14 protein-coding genes and 1 tRNA gene are annotated in these 20387 nt (G+C 41.1%); 5 read left to right on the top strand and 10 right to left on the bottom strand.

What is annotated here, in order from left to right; translation table 11 throughout:
* Positions 1 to 16: 16 nt before the first annotated feature.
* The 3 genes from DW083_RS06305 to DW083_RS06295 all read right to left on the bottom strand — a co-directional run bounded on the left by DW083_RS06305 (position 17) and on the right by DW083_RS06295 (position 3047).
* Entirely contained in the window at positions 17 to 982 is a 966-nt protein-coding gene (locus DW083_RS06305; protein WP_122331821.1) for a phage/plasmid replication protein, read from the bottom strand.
* 62 nt (positions 983 to 1044) lie between these two features.
* Positions 1045 to 1782, bottom strand: a complete 738-nt coding sequence (locus DW083_RS06300; RefSeq protein WP_122331820.1) for an AlpA family transcriptional regulator — start codon at positions 1780 to 1782, stop codon at positions 1045 to 1047.
* Positions 1779 to 3047, bottom strand: coding sequence for a site-specific integrase (locus tag DW083_RS06295; RefSeq protein ID WP_122331819.1), 1269 nt, complete (start codon positions 3045 to 3047; stop codon positions 1779 to 1781). Before DW083_RS06295 ends, DW083_RS06300 begins: the two co-directional genes overlap by 4 nt.
* A 338-nt stretch (positions 3048 to 3385) precedes the next feature.
* Here DW083_RS06295 and DW083_RS06290 point away from each other — a divergent pair.
* A tRNA-Pro gene (locus tag DW083_RS06290) sits at positions 3386 to 3460 on the top strand.
* Positions 3461 to 3516: 56 nt separating this feature from the next.
* Here the strand turns inward: DW083_RS06290 and DW083_RS06285 are convergent.
* The 3 genes from DW083_RS06285 to DW083_RS06275 all read right to left on the bottom strand — a co-directional run bounded on the left by DW083_RS06285 (position 3517) and on the right by DW083_RS06275 (position 5409).
* A complete protein-coding gene (locus tag DW083_RS06285; protein ID WP_115500388.1) occupies positions 3517 to 3795 on the bottom strand; it encodes an HU family DNA-binding protein in 279 nt (92 codons plus the stop codon).
* 11 nt (positions 3796 to 3806) lie between these two features.
* The gene (locus DW083_RS06280) at positions 3807 to 4682 is read right to left on the bottom strand and encodes an AraC family transcriptional regulator (RefSeq protein ID WP_115500389.1); all 876 of its coding nucleotides are present in this window, start codon (positions 4680 to 4682) and stop codon (positions 3807 to 3809) included.
* 337 nt (positions 4683 to 5019) lie between these two features.
* Positions 5020 to 5409: a response regulator gene (locus DW083_RS06275; RefSeq protein WP_115500390.1), complete on the bottom strand. Its 390-nt coding sequence runs from the start codon at positions 5407 to 5409 to the stop codon at positions 5020 to 5022.
* A gap of 288 nt (positions 5410 to 5697) precedes the next feature.
* On the opposite strand from DW083_RS06275, the gene DW083_RS06270 reads away from it, so the two are divergent.
* Positions 5698 to 5961: a hypothetical protein gene (locus tag DW083_RS06270; RefSeq protein ID WP_115500391.1), complete on the top strand. Its 264-nt coding sequence runs from the start codon at positions 5698 to 5700 to the stop codon at positions 5959 to 5961.
* Between the two features lie 89 nt (positions 5962 to 6050).
* On the opposite strand, the gene rpsA is transcribed toward DW083_RS06270, so the two are convergent.
* From rpsA to DW083_RS06255, 3 genes are all read right to left on the bottom strand, one after another.
* On the bottom strand, positions 6051 to 7844 hold the full coding sequence (gene rpsA / locus DW083_RS06265; RefSeq protein WP_115500392.1) for a 30S ribosomal protein S1: 1794 nt from the start codon (positions 7842 to 7844) through the stop codon (positions 6051 to 6053).
* A gap of 130 nt (positions 7845 to 7974) precedes the next feature.
* The gene (locus DW083_RS06260; RefSeq protein WP_122331818.1) at positions 7975 to 8331 is read right to left on the bottom strand and encodes a hypothetical protein; all 357 of its coding nucleotides are present in this window, start codon (positions 8329 to 8331) and stop codon (positions 7975 to 7977) included.
* Positions 8332 to 8889, bottom strand: coding sequence for an RNA polymerase sigma factor (locus DW083_RS06255; protein ID WP_122331817.1), 558 nt, complete (start codon positions 8887 to 8889; stop codon positions 8332 to 8334).
* 151 nt (positions 8890 to 9040) lie between these two features.
* Between DW083_RS06255 and DW083_RS06250 the strand changes: the two genes are divergently transcribed.
* Entirely contained in the window at positions 9041 to 9469 is a 429-nt protein-coding gene (locus tag DW083_RS06250) for a DUF6249 domain-containing protein (RefSeq protein WP_122331816.1), read from the top strand.
* A 107-nt stretch (positions 9470 to 9576) separates the two neighbouring features.
* Here the strand turns inward: DW083_RS06250 and DW083_RS06245 are convergent, their stop codons facing one another.
* A complete protein-coding gene (locus tag DW083_RS06245; protein WP_158582092.1) occupies positions 9577 to 12006 on the bottom strand; it encodes a glycosyl hydrolase in 2430 nt (809 codons plus the stop codon).
* A 629-nt stretch (positions 12007 to 12635) separates the two neighbouring features.
* Between DW083_RS06245 and DW083_RS06240 the strand changes: the two genes are divergently transcribed.
* Positions 12636 to 15905, top strand: a complete 3270-nt coding sequence (locus DW083_RS06240) for a DUF6383 domain-containing protein (RefSeq protein WP_147382100.1) — start codon at positions 12636 to 12638, stop codon at positions 15903 to 15905.
* 776 nt (positions 15906 to 16681) lie between these two features.
* Positions 16682 to 19990: a DUF6383 domain-containing protein gene (locus tag DW083_RS06230; RefSeq protein ID WP_122331812.1), complete on the top strand. Its 3309-nt coding sequence runs from the start codon at positions 16682 to 16684 to the stop codon at positions 19988 to 19990.
* The last annotated feature ends 397 nt before the right edge of the window (positions 19991 to 20387 follow it).

Below are 20387 nucleotides of genomic sequence, written 5' to 3'. Positions count from 1 at the left end.
CAAAATCTTTATCTTGTCAATGATTCATTGCTCTTTTTACTTCTTCTTCTTGTCTCTTATACTCATCTCTTACTTTATCATTCAATTCATCAATCATGGATAGGGCTGGGCTGCTCTTTTTCAACTCCTCCTTTATTTCTTTGATCTTTTTAAGGACATTACTTTTGTTCTGTGCAGTAACCTTTCCTTTTTTGGAAGCAATATCCACTTCTCTCTCCATATCAAAAGCCATTACACATAAACGTAAGCAAGTCTCATACAAATCTTTTTTTCCATTTAAATTTATCTCACAATAATCTTCGAGCGATTCTAATCGTTTTTCAATACTATTATACATATCATACCATAGTTTTATCAATTCACGATAAAAATCCCCAGAAAACAATTCAAAACAACGAATTTCGCGTTTAAAAATATATTTCGGATTCTTTATTCTAAACTCATACCTTAATAAATTTACAAATCTATCGACTAAAGGATAGCCATTTGAATTACTTAACTCTACATTCTTATCATATAAACACAACTGTAGGTTATCTCCATTTTTCCTCTTGCTCTCTTTGTTAAAATATAGGCTTGTAACATTTATATCGGACCGACTAAATCCTTTTAAATAATATAGTTTTGAAAAGTAGAGCTGTGGTTCATACTTCATTTTAAAAGTCTGGGCAATATCAATTCTTTTTACTTTCGCTTTTTCTAAAGGTACTCCTATAACTTTTCCCAATCCTTTTATAACCTTCTCTACTTCATTAAACTCTAACCCATATATATTATTATTTTTGTACCATTTCGTTAAACTCCCCTTTATTCGCAAGGTTGTTCCTGCTATCTCTATCTTTATGTTCTCTAACCAACATACGATCTTTCCATCCGTACTTGACTTCTTATCAATATCCATATAACATGGTATCTCTTCTATAAACGAGATTGGAGTGTCTAAATCACACTCCCTTATTTCTAAATGTATTGTATCATACATACTATTCCTCCTCTCTATATAATATTAATATCAATAAAACATTTATATTATTTATCTTATTATCAATTTCCGAATTGATGACAAAACTCTTCTGTAGTGCCGATTCGGTTTCTTTTCAACCATGCTTCGATCTCTGAACGAGAGAAATATAATCTTCCTTTCTTGTTCGGGTTGAGCTTATAGTGAGGAATTTCACGGTCACAAACCATATGATATATCTTACTTTTAGATAATCTCGTTAATTCGCAAGTTTCTTCTATAGTAATGACATCGCTTGGTATATTCATCAAAGATTTGTTGATGAAATTCGACTGCAAGTCCTTCTTCTTCTCATTGTGGCAAGAACTTCCCTCTTTTCGAACCTTACTATCTGATATTTCGGCACTCCTTTCTTCTAATAACCTTATATAGGTAATAAGATTCATATTTTCCAATTGTAAAAGGTCTTGCAAAAGGAATGCTGCGTTATTCCAATCTTTATTTATTTGTATTCCGATAGGAGAGTCCTTCTCTATTTCGAATCGGGCAATCTTCTTTCTTATACCATCGAGTGTAAGAGCTATTTTCCCTAAATCATAATAACCTTTTCGAAAGGCATCAATATTATCCTGTTCTGTAATAACTCCATAACGTTCATATCGCTCATTCAGTAGCTTATTGGCCTTTTTTATCTGTTTGTTAATCAAATAAATATCATTGGATGTGTTGCGACTGATATATTTCTCAATATCATTTACATCTAAACATTTTGTTGTTGCGATCAATTTCTGATAGAAATTTTCGTATGCTGTTGTTCTCATATGGCTATATTATTTTTATATAATGATTTGTTTGTAATGTCTTCAATTAGGTTACTACCAAAACTATCCAAGTAAGTGTTCGTTGTCTTCAGATCCTTATGCCCCATAATTTGGCTTATAATCTCTCTTGGCGTGCCATCTTCTTGCAATGTCATTGCCATCGAATGGCGACTAACATAACTTGTCAATTTCTCCGGTAGTTGCAACTCCTCCGCCATATTTTTTAAATGTTTGTTGTATATGGCTAATCTTCGGCGTTGATGTTCATACAATTTTTCTCCTTCGTAATTTATCGATATGATAGGCAATAAATAATCTTCAATTAAAACCGTATTCTCTTTAAACCAGACAAGCAATGCTCTCAAATCGTTATTAATCGGAACTTTAATAAATTTGGCTCCTTTGCTATGTCTGGTTTTCTGTCTTTTATACATAATATATTCTTTTCCCCCTTCTATTTGAAGGTTACTTTTCTTTAAGTTAGCCATATCAATATAACTCATACCAAAACAAAAATAAGAGAAGAGGAAGAGGTGTCGGGCTATTTCATTTACTTTACTTTTTGACTTCATATTCATCAATTTATTTAAAGAAACGTCGGACAAATACCTTTTCTTTGTTTCTTCTTCCAAGGCAGAGATGCAAAATCCCCCTTTCCCAAAAGGATAGCTACTTGCATTATACTCCTTTTCCAAAATAGCTTTGTTCAGGACGGCTCTTAATGTCTTCATATTATGTTTTCTTGTATTCCCACACCACCCTTTCTTTTCCATAAATGCATTATAGGCATTTACATACTTTATATCAATTTCTTGGAAGGTTCTTGTATCCAATTTCTTGTCAAAGAGATGAAGGTTATAAATCGATTTCTCCCATACTTTGGCATTTCCGATATGTCCAGTATCCTTCATGGTTGCAACACACTTATTTACATAATCAAGAAACTTTCCTTGTTTACTTTTGTGTAGGAAGGCATCTTCAAATTGATTTAAAGTCCAGTCAATACTATCTCTATCGAAATTCAGTTCGATCATCTTCGCTCTGCCTGCCAATTCCATTAATCGGGCGTTATATTCTTTGTTCATAGGACAAACCTTTTTATTGGAAATGAAACGTTCTGCCTGTTCATCCCATTCTTCTTTTTTGGCATAGAGCCCCGATGAGCAATATTTACTTCTCATATTCTTTATTATACGGAGTGAAACTGGATATGTCCCATCCTTTCTTTTATTTGCAGTATGCAGCACAAATTTAAATGTAGCCATCTTTATTTAAATAATTTCGTTTATTACAAAGGTAAAACATGAATTTCAAATGATCACTCAAAGTGTGTTATAGTTGTGATACTCAATTAGTAACATTTAACCTTTTACCCTCTTTATGTTAAAATAGGCCTTTCTCTTTCCTAAAACTTTCCTAAAATAATAGATGTCCTCTCGTGTAGTAGAATGCAATTCAAATTATTTTCCTTATTGAAATATCTTCTTATAAATAAGGACTTTATAGACGAATATACTCTCGAATCTCCTTTTTTGTCAAAAAAGCCATCAAAAATTTGCGAAATACCGCATAAAACCTTACTTTTGCACTCGAAATAACAAAGCGGGGTGTAGCTCAGCCCGGTTAGAGTACGCGTCTGGGGGGCGTGTGGTCGGAAGTTCGAATCTTCTCACCCCGACAATGCTGAGTAAATAAAAAAGGCTTACAGTTTCTTGTAAGCCTTTTTTGTTTTTGTTATTTGTCGTTCATTTGCTCCAATAGAAGGGGAGCACACTTAAAATGAATGATTGTCCTGGGAGACAGTTGTACGGTTGTTCCGTTTCTGGGATTCCGCGCCGGGCGGCTGGTTTGTAAACGTGGCTTGAATGAGCCAAAACCGTGCAGGCAGATTCTTTGCCCTTCTTTGGCTTCCTGAATAATCAGTCTTTGCATTTCATCGATTGTTCGTCTTACGTCCTTCTTGTCTAAACCTGTCTTCTCTGACAGTGCGTTGATTAGCTGATTTCTGTTCATGACCTTTGTTATTAATTCTGTGTTCTGTAAAATGAAGGCGACACGCCTGTATGTTTCCTGAAAAAGCGTCCTAACGATGTCTGATTGGAGAAATGGGTCCGTATGGCAATCTCCTGAATGTTCAACGATGAATTCTTTAACAGGAATTTGATCTCTTGTATGATATATTCGGTGATCCAGTCTTTAGCTGATTTGCCGCTGACTTCTTTGACAACCATTGTCAGGTATTTTGGAGTGATATATAGTTTGTTTGCATAAAACGTTACACTCCTGTTATCTTTGTAATATTTCATGATGAGTTGGAAGAAGCCGTTTGCCAACTCTTTTTTGTGGCTGTTGAGCTTGAATTGTGCGTTCTGTGAATTTATTTTGTACGCATTATAAATATCCAGATAGAGTATCCGCATGAGATGGATGATCGAATCTTTGCGATATAGGTTTTCCGGTCCCTTTGCTTTGGAATATACCAATTGAAAGAAATTAATGTATCTGGATATTTCCAACTCCGATAAGTTGTAATAGTAGTGACTCCTCATGTAGAAAAAGAAAAGAGGTGAAAAGCGGCAGAGACCGCTAAGCACATCGTTGTAAAGATTTATGGATAACGAAAAGTAGCTGACCGTAAAATCTTTACTACTTTCCGATAGAGAAACTAACTGCCCCGGGAAAATAACAACCAATTCTCCCTTCATAAACAAATGGTCATACTCATGGATGTCCACTTTAGCACTTCCTTTCGTGCAAAAAGCAACGATTGCTCTGCGGGAATAAGAAGGATATAAAGGGATTGGGAATTCCGTCGAGTTCTCGAATATCTCAAAATCATTTTCTAAAGAATGAGAAGCCGCGTTTTTATCTGATGTCCTTTTATATTTGCTGCCTGACATGTCTATTTTCGTTTCGTACGTAAAAGTATAATTTCGTCCCTAATGAAATTCGGTTAGTGCCTGTTTGGTATAACTTTCCAGAAATCTGGTACTGATTGACGGCACTTTTTATCTATACGATTTTACCCATGCACTTAACAAGGAAGATAATGTTTTGTTTAATTGGAGTTTGTAAAGAATTTTAATGCAAATAAGTCCGTATATGGAACGGTTTTCTGAAGAAAAGAACGTGAGGCCGCTTAGTTTAAGATATGCACGGAAAAAAGAAAAACCGGAACAGTCCTAACGATTGTTAGAACCATTCCGGTTTTTTTGTAATTATAGAGTTCTTAAATTCTTACCAGGTAATCTGCGGCAAGAATTTGGAAATCGTCTTTTTCAACTCGACAATATTAATAGGCTTGGTGATGAACCCGTTACTACCTGCGGCACGGGCCGCTTCCATATCGTTTTCGAAAGCATAGGCGGACTGCATGATAATAGGTATCTGTGTGTCTTGCTTCCGGATCTCCTTTAAGGCATCGATACCATTCATTTCCGGCATCTTTATGTCTAATAAGATCAAGTCTGCCCCCTGTTCGGCGTAGACTTTTAAAAGCTCACGTCCTGTTCTTGCTTGCAGAACATTACAGTGTCTCTTTAATATGGTTTTTAATAATAGGAAGTTGCTTTCCTCATCTTCTGCAATCAGAATAGTTACATTCTTGTTTTCTTCGTTTGTGCCCATAGCTTTTATATTATCTGTGAACAAATTTCAGCATTAATTTTTACATAACCAAATAGAATAGAACTTATTCTCTATTTTATGGCTTGATTCTCTTGTCTAATTGGAAAAAAGCCTTTAATGGAATTGTCATCTGTTTTTCATAATTCTTTAAAAATAAAAAGAGGGAAAGGATGAAAGATCAAAGGATGTTTGTATATTTAGTGCATTAAATGGAACGGGGCGGTAAAACTTACCGCCTTTGGGAATGGTTATTAATAAAAAACAAGTATAACTTTTAAATCAAACATCATGGGAAAGAGTCAATTAATTCACAACAATGAGTTTCACCTGATCAATAAGGCAGAAATTCGCAAAGCAACAGGAAAATTGGTAGAAGCATTGAATCTGGCTGCGGGTTCTACAGACGGGTTCGATATTTACAAAGTGGTAGACGCCTATTTCACCGATCTGGACAAACGCCATGAGATAAACGCATTGCTGGGTCTCGGCGAAAGCTGCAAGTATTATGGTGAACAGGAACAGATAGAGGAAGCGATAAAGGAGGTAGACTAAGGCGCTTTCTCTATTCTTTTTTCAAGCAATAAAAAAGGAGATATCCACGAATGGAAATCTCCTTTTTCTTTTATCAGGATTGACAGATATTATTTACCAGCCAATTTTTCTTTCAGAGCAGCGAGTTCTTCAATGTCACCCAGTGTAGTCTTTTCAACCGGACCGGTTACCATTGCAGATTCTTCTTCCTTCTTGCCACCGCGTTTAGCTGACGGTTTCTTTTCACCTGTTTCTTTCTTAGCGCCCTTCTGTTCGTCTTCGAAGATACGGCTGTGAGAAAGGATGATTCTCTTAGCTTCCTTGTTGAATTCGATTACCTTGAACTGCAGTTTTTCGTCTACAGCAGCCTGAGAACCGTCTTCTTTTACCAGATGTTTCGGAGTAGCGAAACCTTCAACGCCATAAGGCAGAGAGATTACAGCACCCTTATCCAGTACTTCGATGATTGTTCCTTCGTGGATAGAACCTACAGTGAAGATTGTTTCGAATACATCCCAAGGATTTTCTTCCAGCTGTTTGTGGCCTAAGCTCAAACGACGGTTTTCCTTGTCGATTTCCAGTACCTGAACTTCGATTTCTGCACCGATCTGAGTGAATTCCGACGGATGTTTGATTTTCTTTGTCCAAGACAGGTCGGAGATGTGGATCAAGCCGTCAACACCTTCTTCGATTTCAACGAATACACCGAAGTTTGTGAAGTTACGTACTTTAGCCATGTGGCGAGAACCTACCGGGAAGCGAGATTCGATATCTTCCCAAGGATCAGCTTTCAGCTGTTTGATACCTAAAGACATCTTACGTTCGTCGCGGTCCAGTGTCAGGATAACGGCTTCGATTTCGTCACCAACTTTCATGAAGTCCTGAGCAGAACGCAAGTGCTGTGTCCAAGACATTTCAGATACGTGGATCAGACCTTCTACGCCCGGAGCGATTTCGATGAATGCACCGTAGTCAGCCATAACGACAACTTTACCTTTTACTTTGTCACCAACCTTCAGGTTTGTATCCAAAGCATCCCAAGGATGCGGAGTCAGCTGCTTCAAGCCGAGAGCGATACGTTTCTTTTCGTCATCGAAGTCAAGGATAACCACGTTGATCTTCTGATCCAGCTGAACGATTTCTTCCGGATGAGAAACACGGCCCCAAGACAAGTCTGTGATGTGAATCAAACCGTCTACGCCACCCAGGTCGATGAATACGCCGTAAGAAGTGATATTCTTAACCGTACCTTCCAGTACCTGGCCTTTTTCAAGTTTGGAGATGATGTCTTTCTTCTGCTGTTCGAGTTCAGCTTCGATAAGAGCTTTATGAGATACAACAACGTTTTTGAATTCCTGGTTGATCTTCACGATCTTGAATTCCATTGTCTTACCTACAAATACATCGTAGTCGCGGATCGGTTTGACATCGATCTGAGAACCCGGCAAGAATGCTTCGATACCGAATACGTCAACGATCATACCGCCCTTCGTACGACATTTAATGTAACCTTTGATGATTTCGTCTTTTTCAAGAGCTTCGTTAACACGATCCCAAGAGCGTGTAGCGCGTGCTTTCTTGTGAGACAGGATCAACTGTCCTTTTTTGTCTTCCTGGTTTTCGATGTAAACTTCTACTTCGTCACCAATTTTCAGATCCGGATTGTAACGGAACTCAGCCATAGATACAACGCCATCTGATTTGAAACCGATATTCACTACAACTTCACGTTTGTTCATTGCAGTTACAGTTCCCATAACGACTTCTTTGTCCTTTACGGTGTTCAAAGTTTCGTCATACGTTTTTACAAGATCGTCCTTGCTTACCTGACCGTAAGATTCGCCCTCTTCAAGAGCATCCCAGTTGAAATCTTCAATGGGTTGAATGTTCTTTAAATTTTCCATTCTCTAATTGTTAATACTTAAGTTTGTTTTAATTAGTAAGTTAGACATTATGTTGTCATCTCTCAAAAATCGGGGCAAAGGTAATGCTTTTTTCTGATTTACAAGTCTTTTTATATGGAAAAAACGCTCTTTACTCTTCTTTGTGCGACACCTGTTTCTTTTTGAATATCTGTCTGAATTTGTAGTCGGCTCCGAGCAGGATGAAGGTCAGTATCCCGATATAAACATAGAAGGGAAGCGAACTCAGGCGGGGCAACGATACGGATATCTTGGGCATATCCATATAAAAGAATGCTCCGACAGCCAGGCCGACCATCAATAGAGAGGCGGAGATAACGGCGATCCATCCCCAGCGCTCGTTCCGTTTGTGTATCCGTTCCGCTTCGGCCAGGATTTGTTGCATCACGTTGGCGCGGAACGATCCGGGAAGCTCTTCTTCGGGCATCCGGCTAAACAAATCTTTCAGTATATCATTCTTTTCAGTCATTTATCGTTCCTCCATTCCTTTTAATACAACAAACAGTTTCTTTCGTATGCGGTGTAGTTTCACTTTAACATTAGACGGCGTGAGCCCGGTGATGGTTGCCACCTCTTCGACCGTTTTTTCTTTCATATAGAAGAGTAGGATGAGGGCCCGCTCGTCGGGTGGCAATTGGGCCAGTGCGGCATCGAGCATTTGCATCTGGCTGGAACTGTCCGTCCTGCCCAGCGCCTCGGATACCTCTTCTTCCGATACATTATTAATAATAGCATCTTCGATCGCCAGAAATTCATGCTTCTTTTTCCGTGTCTCCGAGATAGCCGTGTTGTAGGCGATCCGGTAAATCCAGGTGGAGAAGCTGCATTCTCCTTTAAAGGACGAAAGATGTTTGAATACCTTCATAAACACATCCTGTGCCAGCTCTTCCGCATCTTCCCGGCTGCGGACAACCTTCAGGATTAACGAATGAACAGGACGGCTGTATTTATCCAGAAGGCAGGCAAAGCATGCCGTATCTCCCGCTTGTATCCTTTTTATATAATATGTGTCGGTGTACAACTCCATCGTATTATAATGGACGCAAGCCGGGCGAACAGGTTACAACTTGCATCAACAAAAATAAAAAATATTTTTCTCTCCCCTGTTTGTAACCTTTCGGAAAGAGGTGCGTCAAAAGTAGCAAAGAAATTAATTAATCATTTAAAAAAGTACAGTTATGATGGATTTTCTTACAGCTCCGCTGATTGTCGGAATCGTTTTTGCAGCTATTTACGGATTGTTTGAACTGTTTGTTCGCCGTAATGAACGTTTGGCTATTATCGAAAAGATAGGTGATAAACTGGATGCTTCCGCTTTTGAAGGAAAGTTAGGACTGCCGAGTTACCTGGGAAACCGCCTTTCTTTTAGCTCTTTGAAGGCAGGTTGTCTGCTGACGGGTATCGGTTTGGGATTGTTGGTCGGTTTTATTGTCTCCACATCCTTCGGTGCGAGCGGTTTCGGCTTTATGGATGGCGGCTGGCGTGATTGGTATCACAGTGATGTTTCGGGCACAATCTATGGTGCTTCCGTCCTGTTGTTTGGCGGCATCGGTTTGCTGGTCTCCTTTATCATCGAGATGAAGATGGGAAAGAGAGACGACAAATAAAGATTAAAAAAAGTTTCACCTGTTTTGTTAGGTGAAACTTTTTTTTTCATGCCCGGGAAACTTTTGTTTCTTCGAGGGGAAAATAAAGTTTCTCCCTGATGAAACTTTCATTCCATCTCGACATCTTGCTCAATAATTCGTACCGGACCCAGCAGCCCCGCCTTTTGCAGGGGTGAATCTTTCCGGTGGTAATACCAGATTGAGAATGTTTTCCTTCCATTTGACGGGCGCGGTTGGTTTTGGAGGAACCATTCCGGATAGGTTTTCATGGCGCGTCCTAATTTCTCTCCCCGGTCCTGTCCCCATTCGAAATCGGCAGGATACTGTTCATCCCCGATCAGGCGGTTTGCCCAGTTGTTGGTGACTGCAATTTCTATCTCGTTCTCACCGGTCTTTATCCAGGGCGTAATATCGGCCAGATAGGGAGGATACCATAAAACATCCGCCTCTCTACCGTTTACCGTTAGTTCGGCGATATCATTCACCTCGCCTAAATCCAGTAAAATCCGTTTTTGTTTCCCTAAAGCATTCGCATCCACCGGAATTGTTTTCCGGTAAGTCGCCGTCCCGGCAAAGTACCGGATCGTAGTGTCTTTATCCTCGCTGAAATCAGATAAAACTGCAAACTCCCGTTGGAAAGGTTCTCCCAATTTAGGCGCAAAACTGATAGGCCATGGACCGGCCACTTCACGGGAACTCTCTCCGCACACTTTTATCGCCGGTTGTATCATGGCCGTGTAGCCATTCTCCTTCTTATCCGGGAAAATCAGGAATACGGATTCGTCCGCATAGAGCTTCAGGTTGACGAAAATAGAATCGGCTGATTCCCGCCAGTCGGCAGCTTGGCAAATAATTCCTTTGTCCGGCAGCCATAACTCCGGAATCCGGTTTTGCATGGCAAAAGCAAAAGTACGTGTCTCAATGGAATCCGATGGATTGATGATAAAGTATAAGTCGGCATCCGATGTTTTCCGATGCAACATGCGTTCGTCGGTGGAGATAAACACTCCCTGCTGCAACAACATTTGGCAACGGGCAAGATAAGTGAAGAAAGCCTTTCCCGGCTTGATCCAAGTCTGGTGACGTCCGAAATGCGTTCCCCACCAACCCATTCCCATGCCCGGCTGGTATCGGTCGTCGAAAGGCTGGTGCACCCAGTGATGCAGGAACAGCAGGTTTGCACCGGAGGCAAAACTTCCGTCGGCCGTATGTTTCAGAAATGCCGGATCTTCCGTGTATTGGCTGATCTCGGGGCGCCCGGTGAATGCTTCGGCACCCACAATCCGTTTGCCGTATATCCGTGCCGCTTTGGGAATCGTATTCCAGATAGCTCCTTTGCCGCCTGTCCAGAATTCGCCCATCGGGATATCGGGAATGGCTACCGACTCGAATGAATCGAACGGCCCGAAGTAAGGCTCCCAGTAAAATTTCAGTCCGGCCTCGTTTATCATCTCGCGGGCTATCTTCCAACCATTGTCGATGTAGAGGCGGCTGACCACCTCTTTGTAATCCTCGGTGAACTGCTTTACGTCGTTGCGCTCACCAGCACTGTTCCGCAAGGCGATCCAGGGAAGCGGATCGTATCCTTTCAGGCGGATGAAATCTTTCCGGAAGTCGGGTGTCCAATCCTGGTCTCCCGCTTCGTAGCTGTCGATCAGAAGGTGCGTGAATGAATCGCCGATGTATTCTTTTAAATGTTCTTTCAACGGCTCCAGTACCGATCGCCAGTGATAGGTCATCTGTTCCTTACTCATCTTGTCAGCTTCCAACGCATGCCCGATCAGGTCGTCCGGCAGCGGGTGCGGGTTCGACATGGTAGGAGCATGCCCGATCCTGTAGACTGTCCATCGTCCGGCGGGAGCTTGCCAGCGCAACAGGCCTGTCGTATCCATCGCATCCGACAAATCCAGTATCTCATATGTTTTCACATCCGCTTTTTCGGGGACGGCCATCACTGCGACATCGCGATAGTAGGACGCCCGTTGTTGTGTGCTGCCCCATCCTTTGTAAACCGGCAGTTCCGACTTTTCGAGCACCGTTTCGATGAGACGGTTACCCGACAGGCTTGTCCGGCTCGAGACAACCTGCTGCATTCCTCTTTCTTCCGTAATCCAGGGGCCACCCGATGTCGAATAGCCCGGCGTACTCTGTAAGCCCAGTTTCAAACCCAAACGTTTCGCTTCCGATGCAGCAAAGCGCAAGGCTTCCCAATATGCCTCGCTGCGGAAAGTCTGTTCGGGCCATGGATTGTTTTCTGTCGGCGCATGCGTCTCCTGTACCGCCGAAGCCAGGTTGAAAATAGTCGCTCCTCCGATCCCGGCTTCTTTCATCGCCTCGAGGTCTTTGGTGATTCCCTCTTTGGAGAAGTTACTTCCCATCCAGTGCCACCAGACATAAGGCTTATAGCAATCAGCCGGCTGTTTAAACTGTTCAGCCAGCGTACGGAGCGGTTCAGACGGTTCGCTTGCCGATTGCTTGTCGTGAACGCAAGCTGTCAGCAGGCAGACTAACGGAATAATGAGAATTGTGTTTTTCATGGGGATAAAGTTCGGAAAATAGCGGGACGTATCCATAAGAATAACGGGATTTATTTAGGTAAATGGCAGGTATCATCCTTTCTGTAGAAGTGTTAATGGACAAAAGGAAAAATAACGCTGTTTTTCGGAAATCTTCTGTAGCGACCGATTCTTGGTTAATATCTGTGTGCCTGCCGTTCATTTTGGAATACAAAGGCGTTTTTAGTTGACAACCCGAATTTTAAGCGTTACCCTTCTTTTGCCGTCCTCTGGAATTCCGAATATTAGAAATGAGTTTTTGAGATGATCTTATGGAGATATAAGCTATGAATAATATAGCATAATGGCACAAATAAAAATGACGAAAAAAAAACGTTCCTTTCTTTTCGTCATTAAATCGAGACAAAAATACGCATAAGTTTTAAACCTGCAATTCTTTTCTAAAATATTTTTGCCATTATATCTACTTTCTTATCAGTAAGATAGCTTACAGAGTACGAATCTGTCTTTTTTGATGACGAACCCCAAACAACCCCCGAAAAATGACGAAAAAAAGGAACGTTTTCATTCGTCATTTTACAGAACATAACCAAATAAAAGTTTAGAACGAGATTTCAATTTTATAGTATTATTAATTTAAATGTTTAGTTATGAATAGAAAGATTTCTACTTTTTTAGCGGGGATTGCCCTTTTGGGGGCAATGTCTGCCGGTGCACAGGATGTGAATACTGACATCAAACTGAAGCCCGGGAAGAATAACTCTTTGTACCAAATTGCGGTTAAGTATGGAGGAACAGGAAGTGGTGTGTTGACCTTGAATTGGGAAGGTAAGCTGACTGTTACACCATATAACCAGGCAAGTTCCTTCTGGTGCGTAACAGTCATGAATGAAGATCAGGGACAAAATCCTAAGTTTGATTTTCTTAATCGGGAAACAGGTGATTATCTGGATATCACCATGGATGAATTTGAGGATTCAAATACAGAGACTACACAAGCTCCTGCTGTAGGCGGCGAAATTGGTGGTTGGGCTTTCTCTAATATTTTTGAAACGGGTGTTGAAAACGAGAAACCGTTGTACTCTTACTTTAAAGCAGACTCCATTGTTGGTTTCATGATAGACAATACGGGCAAGATTACTTTGAAGAAAATTAATGCAAGGGATCTGGATGCTACCAATTTTATGACAGTATCTCTGCAAGAAGTTCCTGCTATGCAAATGACCGCATATGAGATTAATACAAAATTATTCCAGCAGAGAGATGATGCCGGTGTTAGGTTGATTTTTGATCCGGACAGAAATAATACAACACTGGAAAACCCCTTCAGTGATGTCGAATTCCTGGCTTATGACAATTATATTGCGGGTGACTGCTTTGTCAATATTGTAAGAAAAAGCGATGGCGCTGCCCTTTATGTTGATACTGCCTATACAAATGTTAATGGAGCAAAGTTCTTGGCGTTTAAATATATAAAAGAGGCAGGTACGCATGCAACGCCTCTGGATTCTCTGAAAGCGAATAGTTTTCTGAAGAATCAAGGTGCATTTTTGTTCACCTACTATCCTTCAAAAGACTCATTGGTGATTCGGGTAAAGCAAGTTATTTATGAAGCGGATGCTGGAACGGGCCATTTTGCCGATGGTACACCGTCCATTATTCCAGATGCGGCACATGGAGACGATAAATATGATGCAAACTATGTAACTGTTCAGGATTTGATCGCACAAGATGAAGTTCGTATTGTTACTGTCCGCGACGTAAAAGAAACTGATATTTCACTTGGTCTCAAAGGCTGCGATGTTACAGAAACAAAAGTTTCTTTGGAAGACGGCGTTTATACGATTCGTAACTCTAAAGGTTTATACTTGGGAGTGCCTATTGCTACTTTATGTGATTTTGGAGATTATAAAACAGGCTGGTCTTCTATTGATGCTGATGTACAGGACGCATTTCATATGCCGGCATATCAATGGGTGATAACAAAAGACCGGACTGCAGAACATTATCTGTCTACTTCTATGGTTTCTTTTGTAAACCGCGAATATCCTTCTATCGAACCTTGGCGTGGAATACAGTTGTATGAAGAAGGTGGCGATCTTTATTATTATAATAATTATGGAGAAAAGGGTATTTTAATATTCGATAAAGTGCCGGATGAAATCATTTCTGATCCGCATTTGGGTTATAAATATATGAGTGAAGAAGAGTTGATGATTTCTAACTATGCATTCAACTATTACAACGCTTTGTCTGATAACAAATATATCGATATCCTGGCTGGAGATTCTGTTTTGCATATACTGAATGAGGAACAGACATTCTTTAGTATTGACACTGTTCAGGGATTGGGCTATTCTGCCGAACCATACGGAATTGTGGTAACGGATAAGTTGAAGGCAAGAATCCCGGCTTTAGTCCGGTTAGAAAAGGCGCCGTATCATATCTATACGACGGACGCTGATGGTAAAAAAGCTTATGTCGGTTTCCAGGACGATTTCTTCGAAAACCCGCGTAACTTGGACGAACGTGTTATCATCTCTCCCAATGTGATGATTAAGACTCCTTTCTTTTTTAAGGAAAACAATCATTATAAGGGGAAACATTATTACGCATTTTTGATGGGCTATCCTCAGCCGCGACCTGAAATTCATGAAGAATTCGCAGATGACGAACTTCCGCCTCTCTATGTCACATATCCCTATAAAGTTGGTGTGGCCGATCAGTCTTCTAAAGCCCTTCTTCAGTTCCAGCCGACTTGCGAAAACCGTACTTCCTCATTCTCAATCGGCATTTCCGAACAGCCGTTATACCGTCGCTTCAACTCTTTGGCGCTTGAAGGTAACGAGGGTGATGCTGCCGATACGCTACGTTTCGTAGAAAAATATCGTAACGAATACCTGCAGATGGAAGTGAACCCGAACTTTATGTCCGCCGGAATCAACTTCCTCGGAATCGACGGTGCTGAAAAAGCGAAAGATGGGAAGTCATTCTATGTGGATTCTGTTTGGGTTGAACGTGGCCTGGGCTATATCAAACCGCAGTATCTGGTATCGATCGACCGTGACGGGGCTAAGACTACAACAATTAAGATTCCGTGCCCATTGTGCCAGGCAGAGATTGAAGCCGGACATGATGCTCCTGAAAACTGCATTCATGACAAATATGTTGACATAGAAGGTTATGAAAGAGGTCATTATCTTGTGAATTTCGCCGACTCTACCGATAACAACTACAAGTGGGGTAAATATAGCCGCGTTGGTTTTGTAGATGCAATTCACATGGGGGATAGCTTGTATCTGTTGATCGATCAGTTCGCTGGTGTTAAGACTGAAGATGTTGATATCGCGGCTATTATTGAAGCGAATAAGAAGAAAGGCGGTATCAAAGACGGTACAGGCTATTATATCAAGAACCTGAAGGGTGACGCCCACAAGTATTACACTTGGTCATTCCGTTTTATCGATCCGACTATCGCTGCCGACGAGGTAGAATCAAGCCGTTCGTTCTTGTTTGAGTCAATGGCGCTGAATGGTAAAAATCAGATCGCTCCGGAAAAAGCGTCTTGGTTGAAGATGCAGAATGGCTGTTTGGTTATGTCTGATCCTGCGGCATCTACATTCGCAAATGCTAAGACAGGTGGCGATGATGCCCTGATCTTCAATGTTGAAGAAGGTTCAAAAGATGATATCGCAACGGATAATGAAGTGATCTCGGTTGAAGGTGTAAACGTGATTGCCAAGGTGGGTACTGTCAGAGTTTCAGGTGCTGAAGGCAAGAAGGTTGTTATCACCAATATTCTGGGTCAGGTTGTTGCTAACACAGTTATCACTTCAAGCGATGCAACGATCGCTGTTCCTGCGGGAATGGTTGTCGTTGCTGTTGAAGGCGAAGAAGCTGTTAAGGCTATTGTTAAGTAAGAAATAACATTACGATTTATAATCAAATAATTCTAAATATTTGACCACGTGGAATTTCGTTTTCCAAGTAACTTGCGACAGGCGAACAAGTGGCCGTATTAATACTAGTAATGAAATGAAAAAGTTCTTCTGATTATTTTCTCTGTGAAGAGAGAATACAGACAAAAAAGAATCCCCGACGGTAGTAATGCCGCTGGGGATTTCTTCTTTTTATCCGAAACCGGCATTTCTTTATAGATGTTAAGACGCAAAAGGAAAAATAACGTCGTTTTTCGGAAATCTTCTGTAGAGACCGATTCTTGGTCGATTTTTGCATGTTTTTTAGTCATTTCAGAATGCGAAGGCATTTTTAAGTAATAGCCTGAAAAATAAGAGCCGTCGCAATTTGATCGGATAAAGATATTCCGCATATCGGAAGTGGACTTTTGAGGCAATTTTTAGAATATGTAAGCTATGAATTATAGGGGATGAGAGGGCCTAAAATAAATGACGAAAAAAAACGATCCTTTGTTTTCGTCATTAAATCGACACAAAAATACGCATAAGTTTGAAACATGCAATTCTTTTCCAAAATAATTTTGCAATTATATCTGCTTTCTTATCAGTAAGATAGCTTACAGAGTACGAATCTGCTCTTTTAGCTGACGAACCCCCGACCACCCCCGAAAAATGACTAAAAAAAAGGATCGTTTTCGCTCGTCATTTTACAGAACCTAACCAAATAAAAGTTTAGAACAAGATTTCAATATTAGTATTATTAATTTAAATGTTTAGTTATGAACAAAAAGATTTCTACTTTTTTAGCGGGGATTGCTCTCTTCGGGGCGGTGTCTGCTGGTGCGCAAACTGTGAATACTGACATCACCCTGAAATTAGGAAAGAATGATGGTTTGTATCAGATTGTTGCTAATTATGGTGATGGGGCGACTGGCTTTCTGTCTGTAAATGAGGATGGTGAGTTAGTTCTTGCAAATGAAACAACTTCTGCAAACCTGACAAGCACCTTATGGTGTGTAACTGTTATGAAAGAAGATCAGGGACAAAATCCTAAGTATGATTTCCTAAATCGTGGAACAGGTGCTTACCTGGATATCACGATGGACGAATTTATCGCTCCGGCAACAACAACCGATCAAGCTCCTGTTTTAGGCGGTGAAGTTGGTGGTTGGGCTTTCTCTGATATCTTTTTAGAAGGTGTAGAGAATGAAAAACCGCTGTACTCTTATTTTAAAACAGACTCTGTTGTTGGCTTTATTGTGGACGAGTATGGTCAGATTACGCTGAAAAAAGTGAAAGCAAATGAAGTGGCTGATGCTGGATTTATGACAGTGTCTCTGCAGGAAGCTGAAGCTTTGACCTTGACTGCAGAAGAGATCAACACGAAATTGGGTCAGCAAAAAGCTGATGCAGGCGTTAAGCTGAAATTTGATCCGGACAGAAACAACACATCTTTGGAGAATCCGTTCAGTGATGTTGCATTCTTGGCTCATGACCAGGTTATTGAAGGTGTTAATTTTGTCAATATCACAAGAAAAAGTGACGGTGCAGCCCTTTATGTCGATACTGCTTATATTAATAGCGTAGGTTCCAAGTTTTTGGCATTCACTTATGTTGATAAGAAAGGCTCATATACAACGCCTCTTGACTCTTTGAACAACGATGAATTCTTGGCTGATCAGGGTGCATTTTTGTTTACCTATTATCCTTCAAAAGATTCATTGGTGATCCGAGTAAAGAAAGTTGTTTACGAAGCGGATGCCGAAACCGGTTATTTTGCAGATGGTGATGCATCGGTTATTCCGAATGAAGGACATGAAGGTGGCGAATATAATGCAAACTATGTAACCGTTCAGGATTTGGTTACAGCGGATGGAACTCGTGTTGTTACTATCGACAACAAAAAAGAAACCAATATCTCCATTGGCTTCAAAGGTTGCGAAGTTATAGAAACCGATAAAACCTCTTTGGCAGACGGTGTTTATACAATCCGTAACGCTAAAGGCCAGTATTTTGCAGTGCCTATTAGTGCTGATTGTTACTATACCTCTGGCTGGTCATCAATCGACGAACCCGTACAGGATGTCTCTCATATGCCGGCATACCAGTGGATAATTACGAAGACGAAGACTTCTGAATATGCAGCTTCGACTTCTCCTATTGAGTTTGTGAACCGCGAATATCCTACTGCTTGGTCTTGGGGTACTGTACAATTGTATAAAGATGAGGACGGTAGCCTCTATTTCTATAATGGAGATGAAAAGCTGACGTTGACATTCGAAAAGGTTGCAGATGAAATCATCTCTGATCCGAACCTGGGTTACAGATATATGAGTAAAGAAGAGCTGATGATCTCTAACTATGCATTCAACTATTACACTCCGTTCTCTGAAAACAATTATGTAAATATCCTGGGTGGAGACTCTGTGTTGAACGTATTGAATGACGCTGAAGTATTCTTCGGCATTGAGCCAGTGAGCGAATTAGGTTATGATACGGAAGAATATGGTATTTTGGTTTCGAAAGAATTGAAGGCAAGAATCCCAGCTTTGGCTCAGTTGGAAAGAGCACCGTATTATATCTATAGAATGGATGCAAACGGAAAGAAGGCTTATGCCGGTATTCAGAATGATTATATGTATGATGGAATGAATTTGGATGGCCGTGTTGTGATCTCTTCTAACTTGGAAAGACCGACTCCATTCTACTTCAAGGAAAATAACCATTATAACAAAAAGCATTATTATGCGTTTGTTCTGGCTTCTGAAGAAGAAGGAGGAGTCGCAGTAGAAGCTTTTGCTAGCATGGATCGGTCTAACAGGTTTGCTGTAGATGCAGGTGAAGAATCTGTATATTATCCTAGATGTATCAAAGTCGGTGTCGCCGATCAATCCTCTAATGCAATCCTGCAGTACCAGTGTGGTTGCGAAGCTCGTACTTCTGCATTCTCTATCGGTCTGGCTGAACAACCATTGTATCGCCGCTTCAACTCTTTAGCACTTGAAGGTAACGAAGGTGATGCTGCCGACACGCTGCGCTTCATCGAAAAGTATCGTAACGAATATCTGCAGATGGAAGTGAACCCGAACTTCATGTTCGCCGGAATCAACTTCCTTGGAATTGACGGTGCTGAAAAAGCAGTAGATGGTAAGTCATTCTATGTAGATTCAGTTTGGGTTGAACGTGGTCTGGGTTATATCAAACCGCAGTATCTGGTATCGATCGATCGTGAACCTGCTAAGACTACCACAATCAAGATTCCGTGCCCGATCTGTCAGGCAGAAATCGAAGCCGGACATGAAGCACCTGAAAACTGTATCCATGACAAGTATGTTGACGTAGAAGGCTACGAAAGAGGTCACTACCTGGTGAACTTCGCCGACTCTACAGCTAATAATAACTACATGTGGGGTAAGTATAACCGCGTTGGTTTCGTGGATGCTCTTCATATTGGTGACAGCTTGTATCTGTTGATCGACCAGTTCGCCGGTGTTAAGACTGAAAACGTAGACATCGCAGCTATTATCGCAGCTAATACGAAGAAAGGCGGTATTGCTAACGGTACGGGTTATTATATCAAGAACCTGAAGGGCGACGCCCACAAGTATTACACTTGGTCATTCCGCTTCATCGATCCGACTATCGCAGCTGACGAAGTAGAATCAAGCCGTTCGTTCCTGTTCGAATCGATGGCTCATGCAGATCAACCGCAGATTGCTCCGGAAAGAGCTTCTTGGTTGAAGATGCAGAATGGTTGCTTGGTAATGTCTGATCCTGCAGAATCTACATTCGCAAATGCTAAGACCGGTGGCGACGATGCCCTGATCTTCAATGTAGAAGAAGGTTCTAAGGATGATATTGCTACGGATAATGAAGTGATCTCGGTTGAAGGTGTAAACGTGATTGCTAAGGTTGGTGCCGTACGGGTATCAGGTGCCGAAGGCAAGAAGGTTGTGATCACCAATATCTTAGGTCAGGTAGTAGCTAACACAGTTATCACTTCCGATGATGCAATAATCGCAGTTCCTGCCGGAATGGTTATCGTTGCCGTTGAGGGTGAAGAAGCTGTTAAAGCAATTGTTAAGTAAGAATTTATAATCAAATAATTCTAAATAAGATCACGCGGAACTTCATTGTTTCAAGTAACCTGCGATGGGTGAACAAGTGACCGTATTAATACTAAAGTAATGAAATGAAAAAGTTCTTCTGACATTTCCTCTGTGAAGAGTGAATGCAGACCCAAAAGAATCCCCGGCGGTTATGATACTGTCGGGGATTTTTAATTCTGGATAAATCATCATTTACAGGTTCACTATTTCTTATAAACAAGCGTGAAGGTCCTGACTCGTCAAGATCGCCTGCGGAATGGTATTGCAGTGCTTCATGGGGTTATAGTGCCGTATAGGAAAGAACAACCCGGCAGATGGAATGAACGATGCGGGATGTGTGCTCCTTCCATACCTACCCGCTATTCATGTTACAGCC

Source organism: Parabacteroides sp. AF48-14 (assembly GCF_003477465.1).
Taxonomy (GTDB): Bacteria; Bacteroidota; Bacteroidia; order Bacteroidales; family Tannerellaceae; genus Parabacteroides; species Parabacteroides acidifaciens.
The sequence above is the reverse complement of the archived record's forward strand: the minus strand, read 5'-3'. Positions and strand labels throughout refer to the sequence as shown.

Excerpts from the sequence above, each read along its gene's own strand:
- DW083_RS06230 (WP_122331812.1), top strand. The coding sequence starts at position 16,682 with ATGAACAAAAAGATTTCTACTTTTTTAGCGGGGATTGCTCTCTTCGGG.
- DW083_RS06285 (WP_115500388.1), bottom strand. The coding sequence starts at position 3,795 with ATGAACAGAAATCAGCTAATCAACGCACTGTCAGAGAAGACAGGTTTA.
- rpsA (WP_115500392.1), bottom strand. The coding sequence starts at position 7,844 with ATGGAAAATTTAAAGAACATTCAACCCATTGAAGATTTCAACTGGGAT.
- DW083_RS06305 (WP_122331821.1), bottom strand. The coding sequence starts at position 982 with ATGTATGATACAATACATTTAGAAATAAGGGAGTGTGATTTAGACACT.
- DW083_RS06245 (WP_158582092.1), bottom strand. The coding sequence starts at position 12,006 with ATGAAAAACACAATTCTCATTATTCCGTTAGTCTGCCTGCTGACAGCT.
- DW083_RS06280 (WP_115500389.1), bottom strand. The coding sequence starts at position 4,682 with ATGTCAGGCAGCAAATATAAAAGGACATCAGATAAAAACGCGGCTTCT.
- DW083_RS06275 (WP_115500390.1), bottom strand. The coding sequence starts at position 5,409 with ATGGGCACAAACGAAGAAAACAAGAATGTAACTATTCTGATTGCAGAA.
- DW083_RS06250 (WP_122331816.1), top strand. The coding sequence starts at position 9,041 with ATGATGGATTTTCTTACAGCTCCGCTGATTGTCGGAATCGTTTTTGCA.
- DW083_RS06255 (WP_122331817.1), bottom strand. The coding sequence starts at position 8,889 with ATGGAGTTGTACACCGACACATATTATATAAAAAGGATACAAGCGGGA.
- DW083_RS06295 (WP_122331819.1), bottom strand. The coding sequence starts at position 3,047 with ATGGCTACATTTAAATTTGTGCTGCATACTGCAAATAAAAGAAAGGAT.
- DW083_RS06260 (WP_122331818.1), bottom strand. The coding sequence starts at position 8,331 with ATGACTGAAAAGAATGATATACTGAAAGATTTGTTTAGCCGGATGCCC.
- DW083_RS06240 (WP_147382100.1), top strand. The coding sequence starts at position 12,636 with ATGAATAGAAAGATTTCTACTTTTTTAGCGGGGATTGCCCTTTTGGGG.
- DW083_RS06300 (WP_122331820.1), bottom strand. The coding sequence starts at position 1,782 with ATGAGAACAACAGCATACGAAAATTTCTATCAGAAATTGATCGCAACA.
- DW083_RS06270 (WP_115500391.1), top strand. The coding sequence starts at position 5,698 with ATGGGAAAGAGTCAATTAATTCACAACAATGAGTTTCACCTGATCAAT.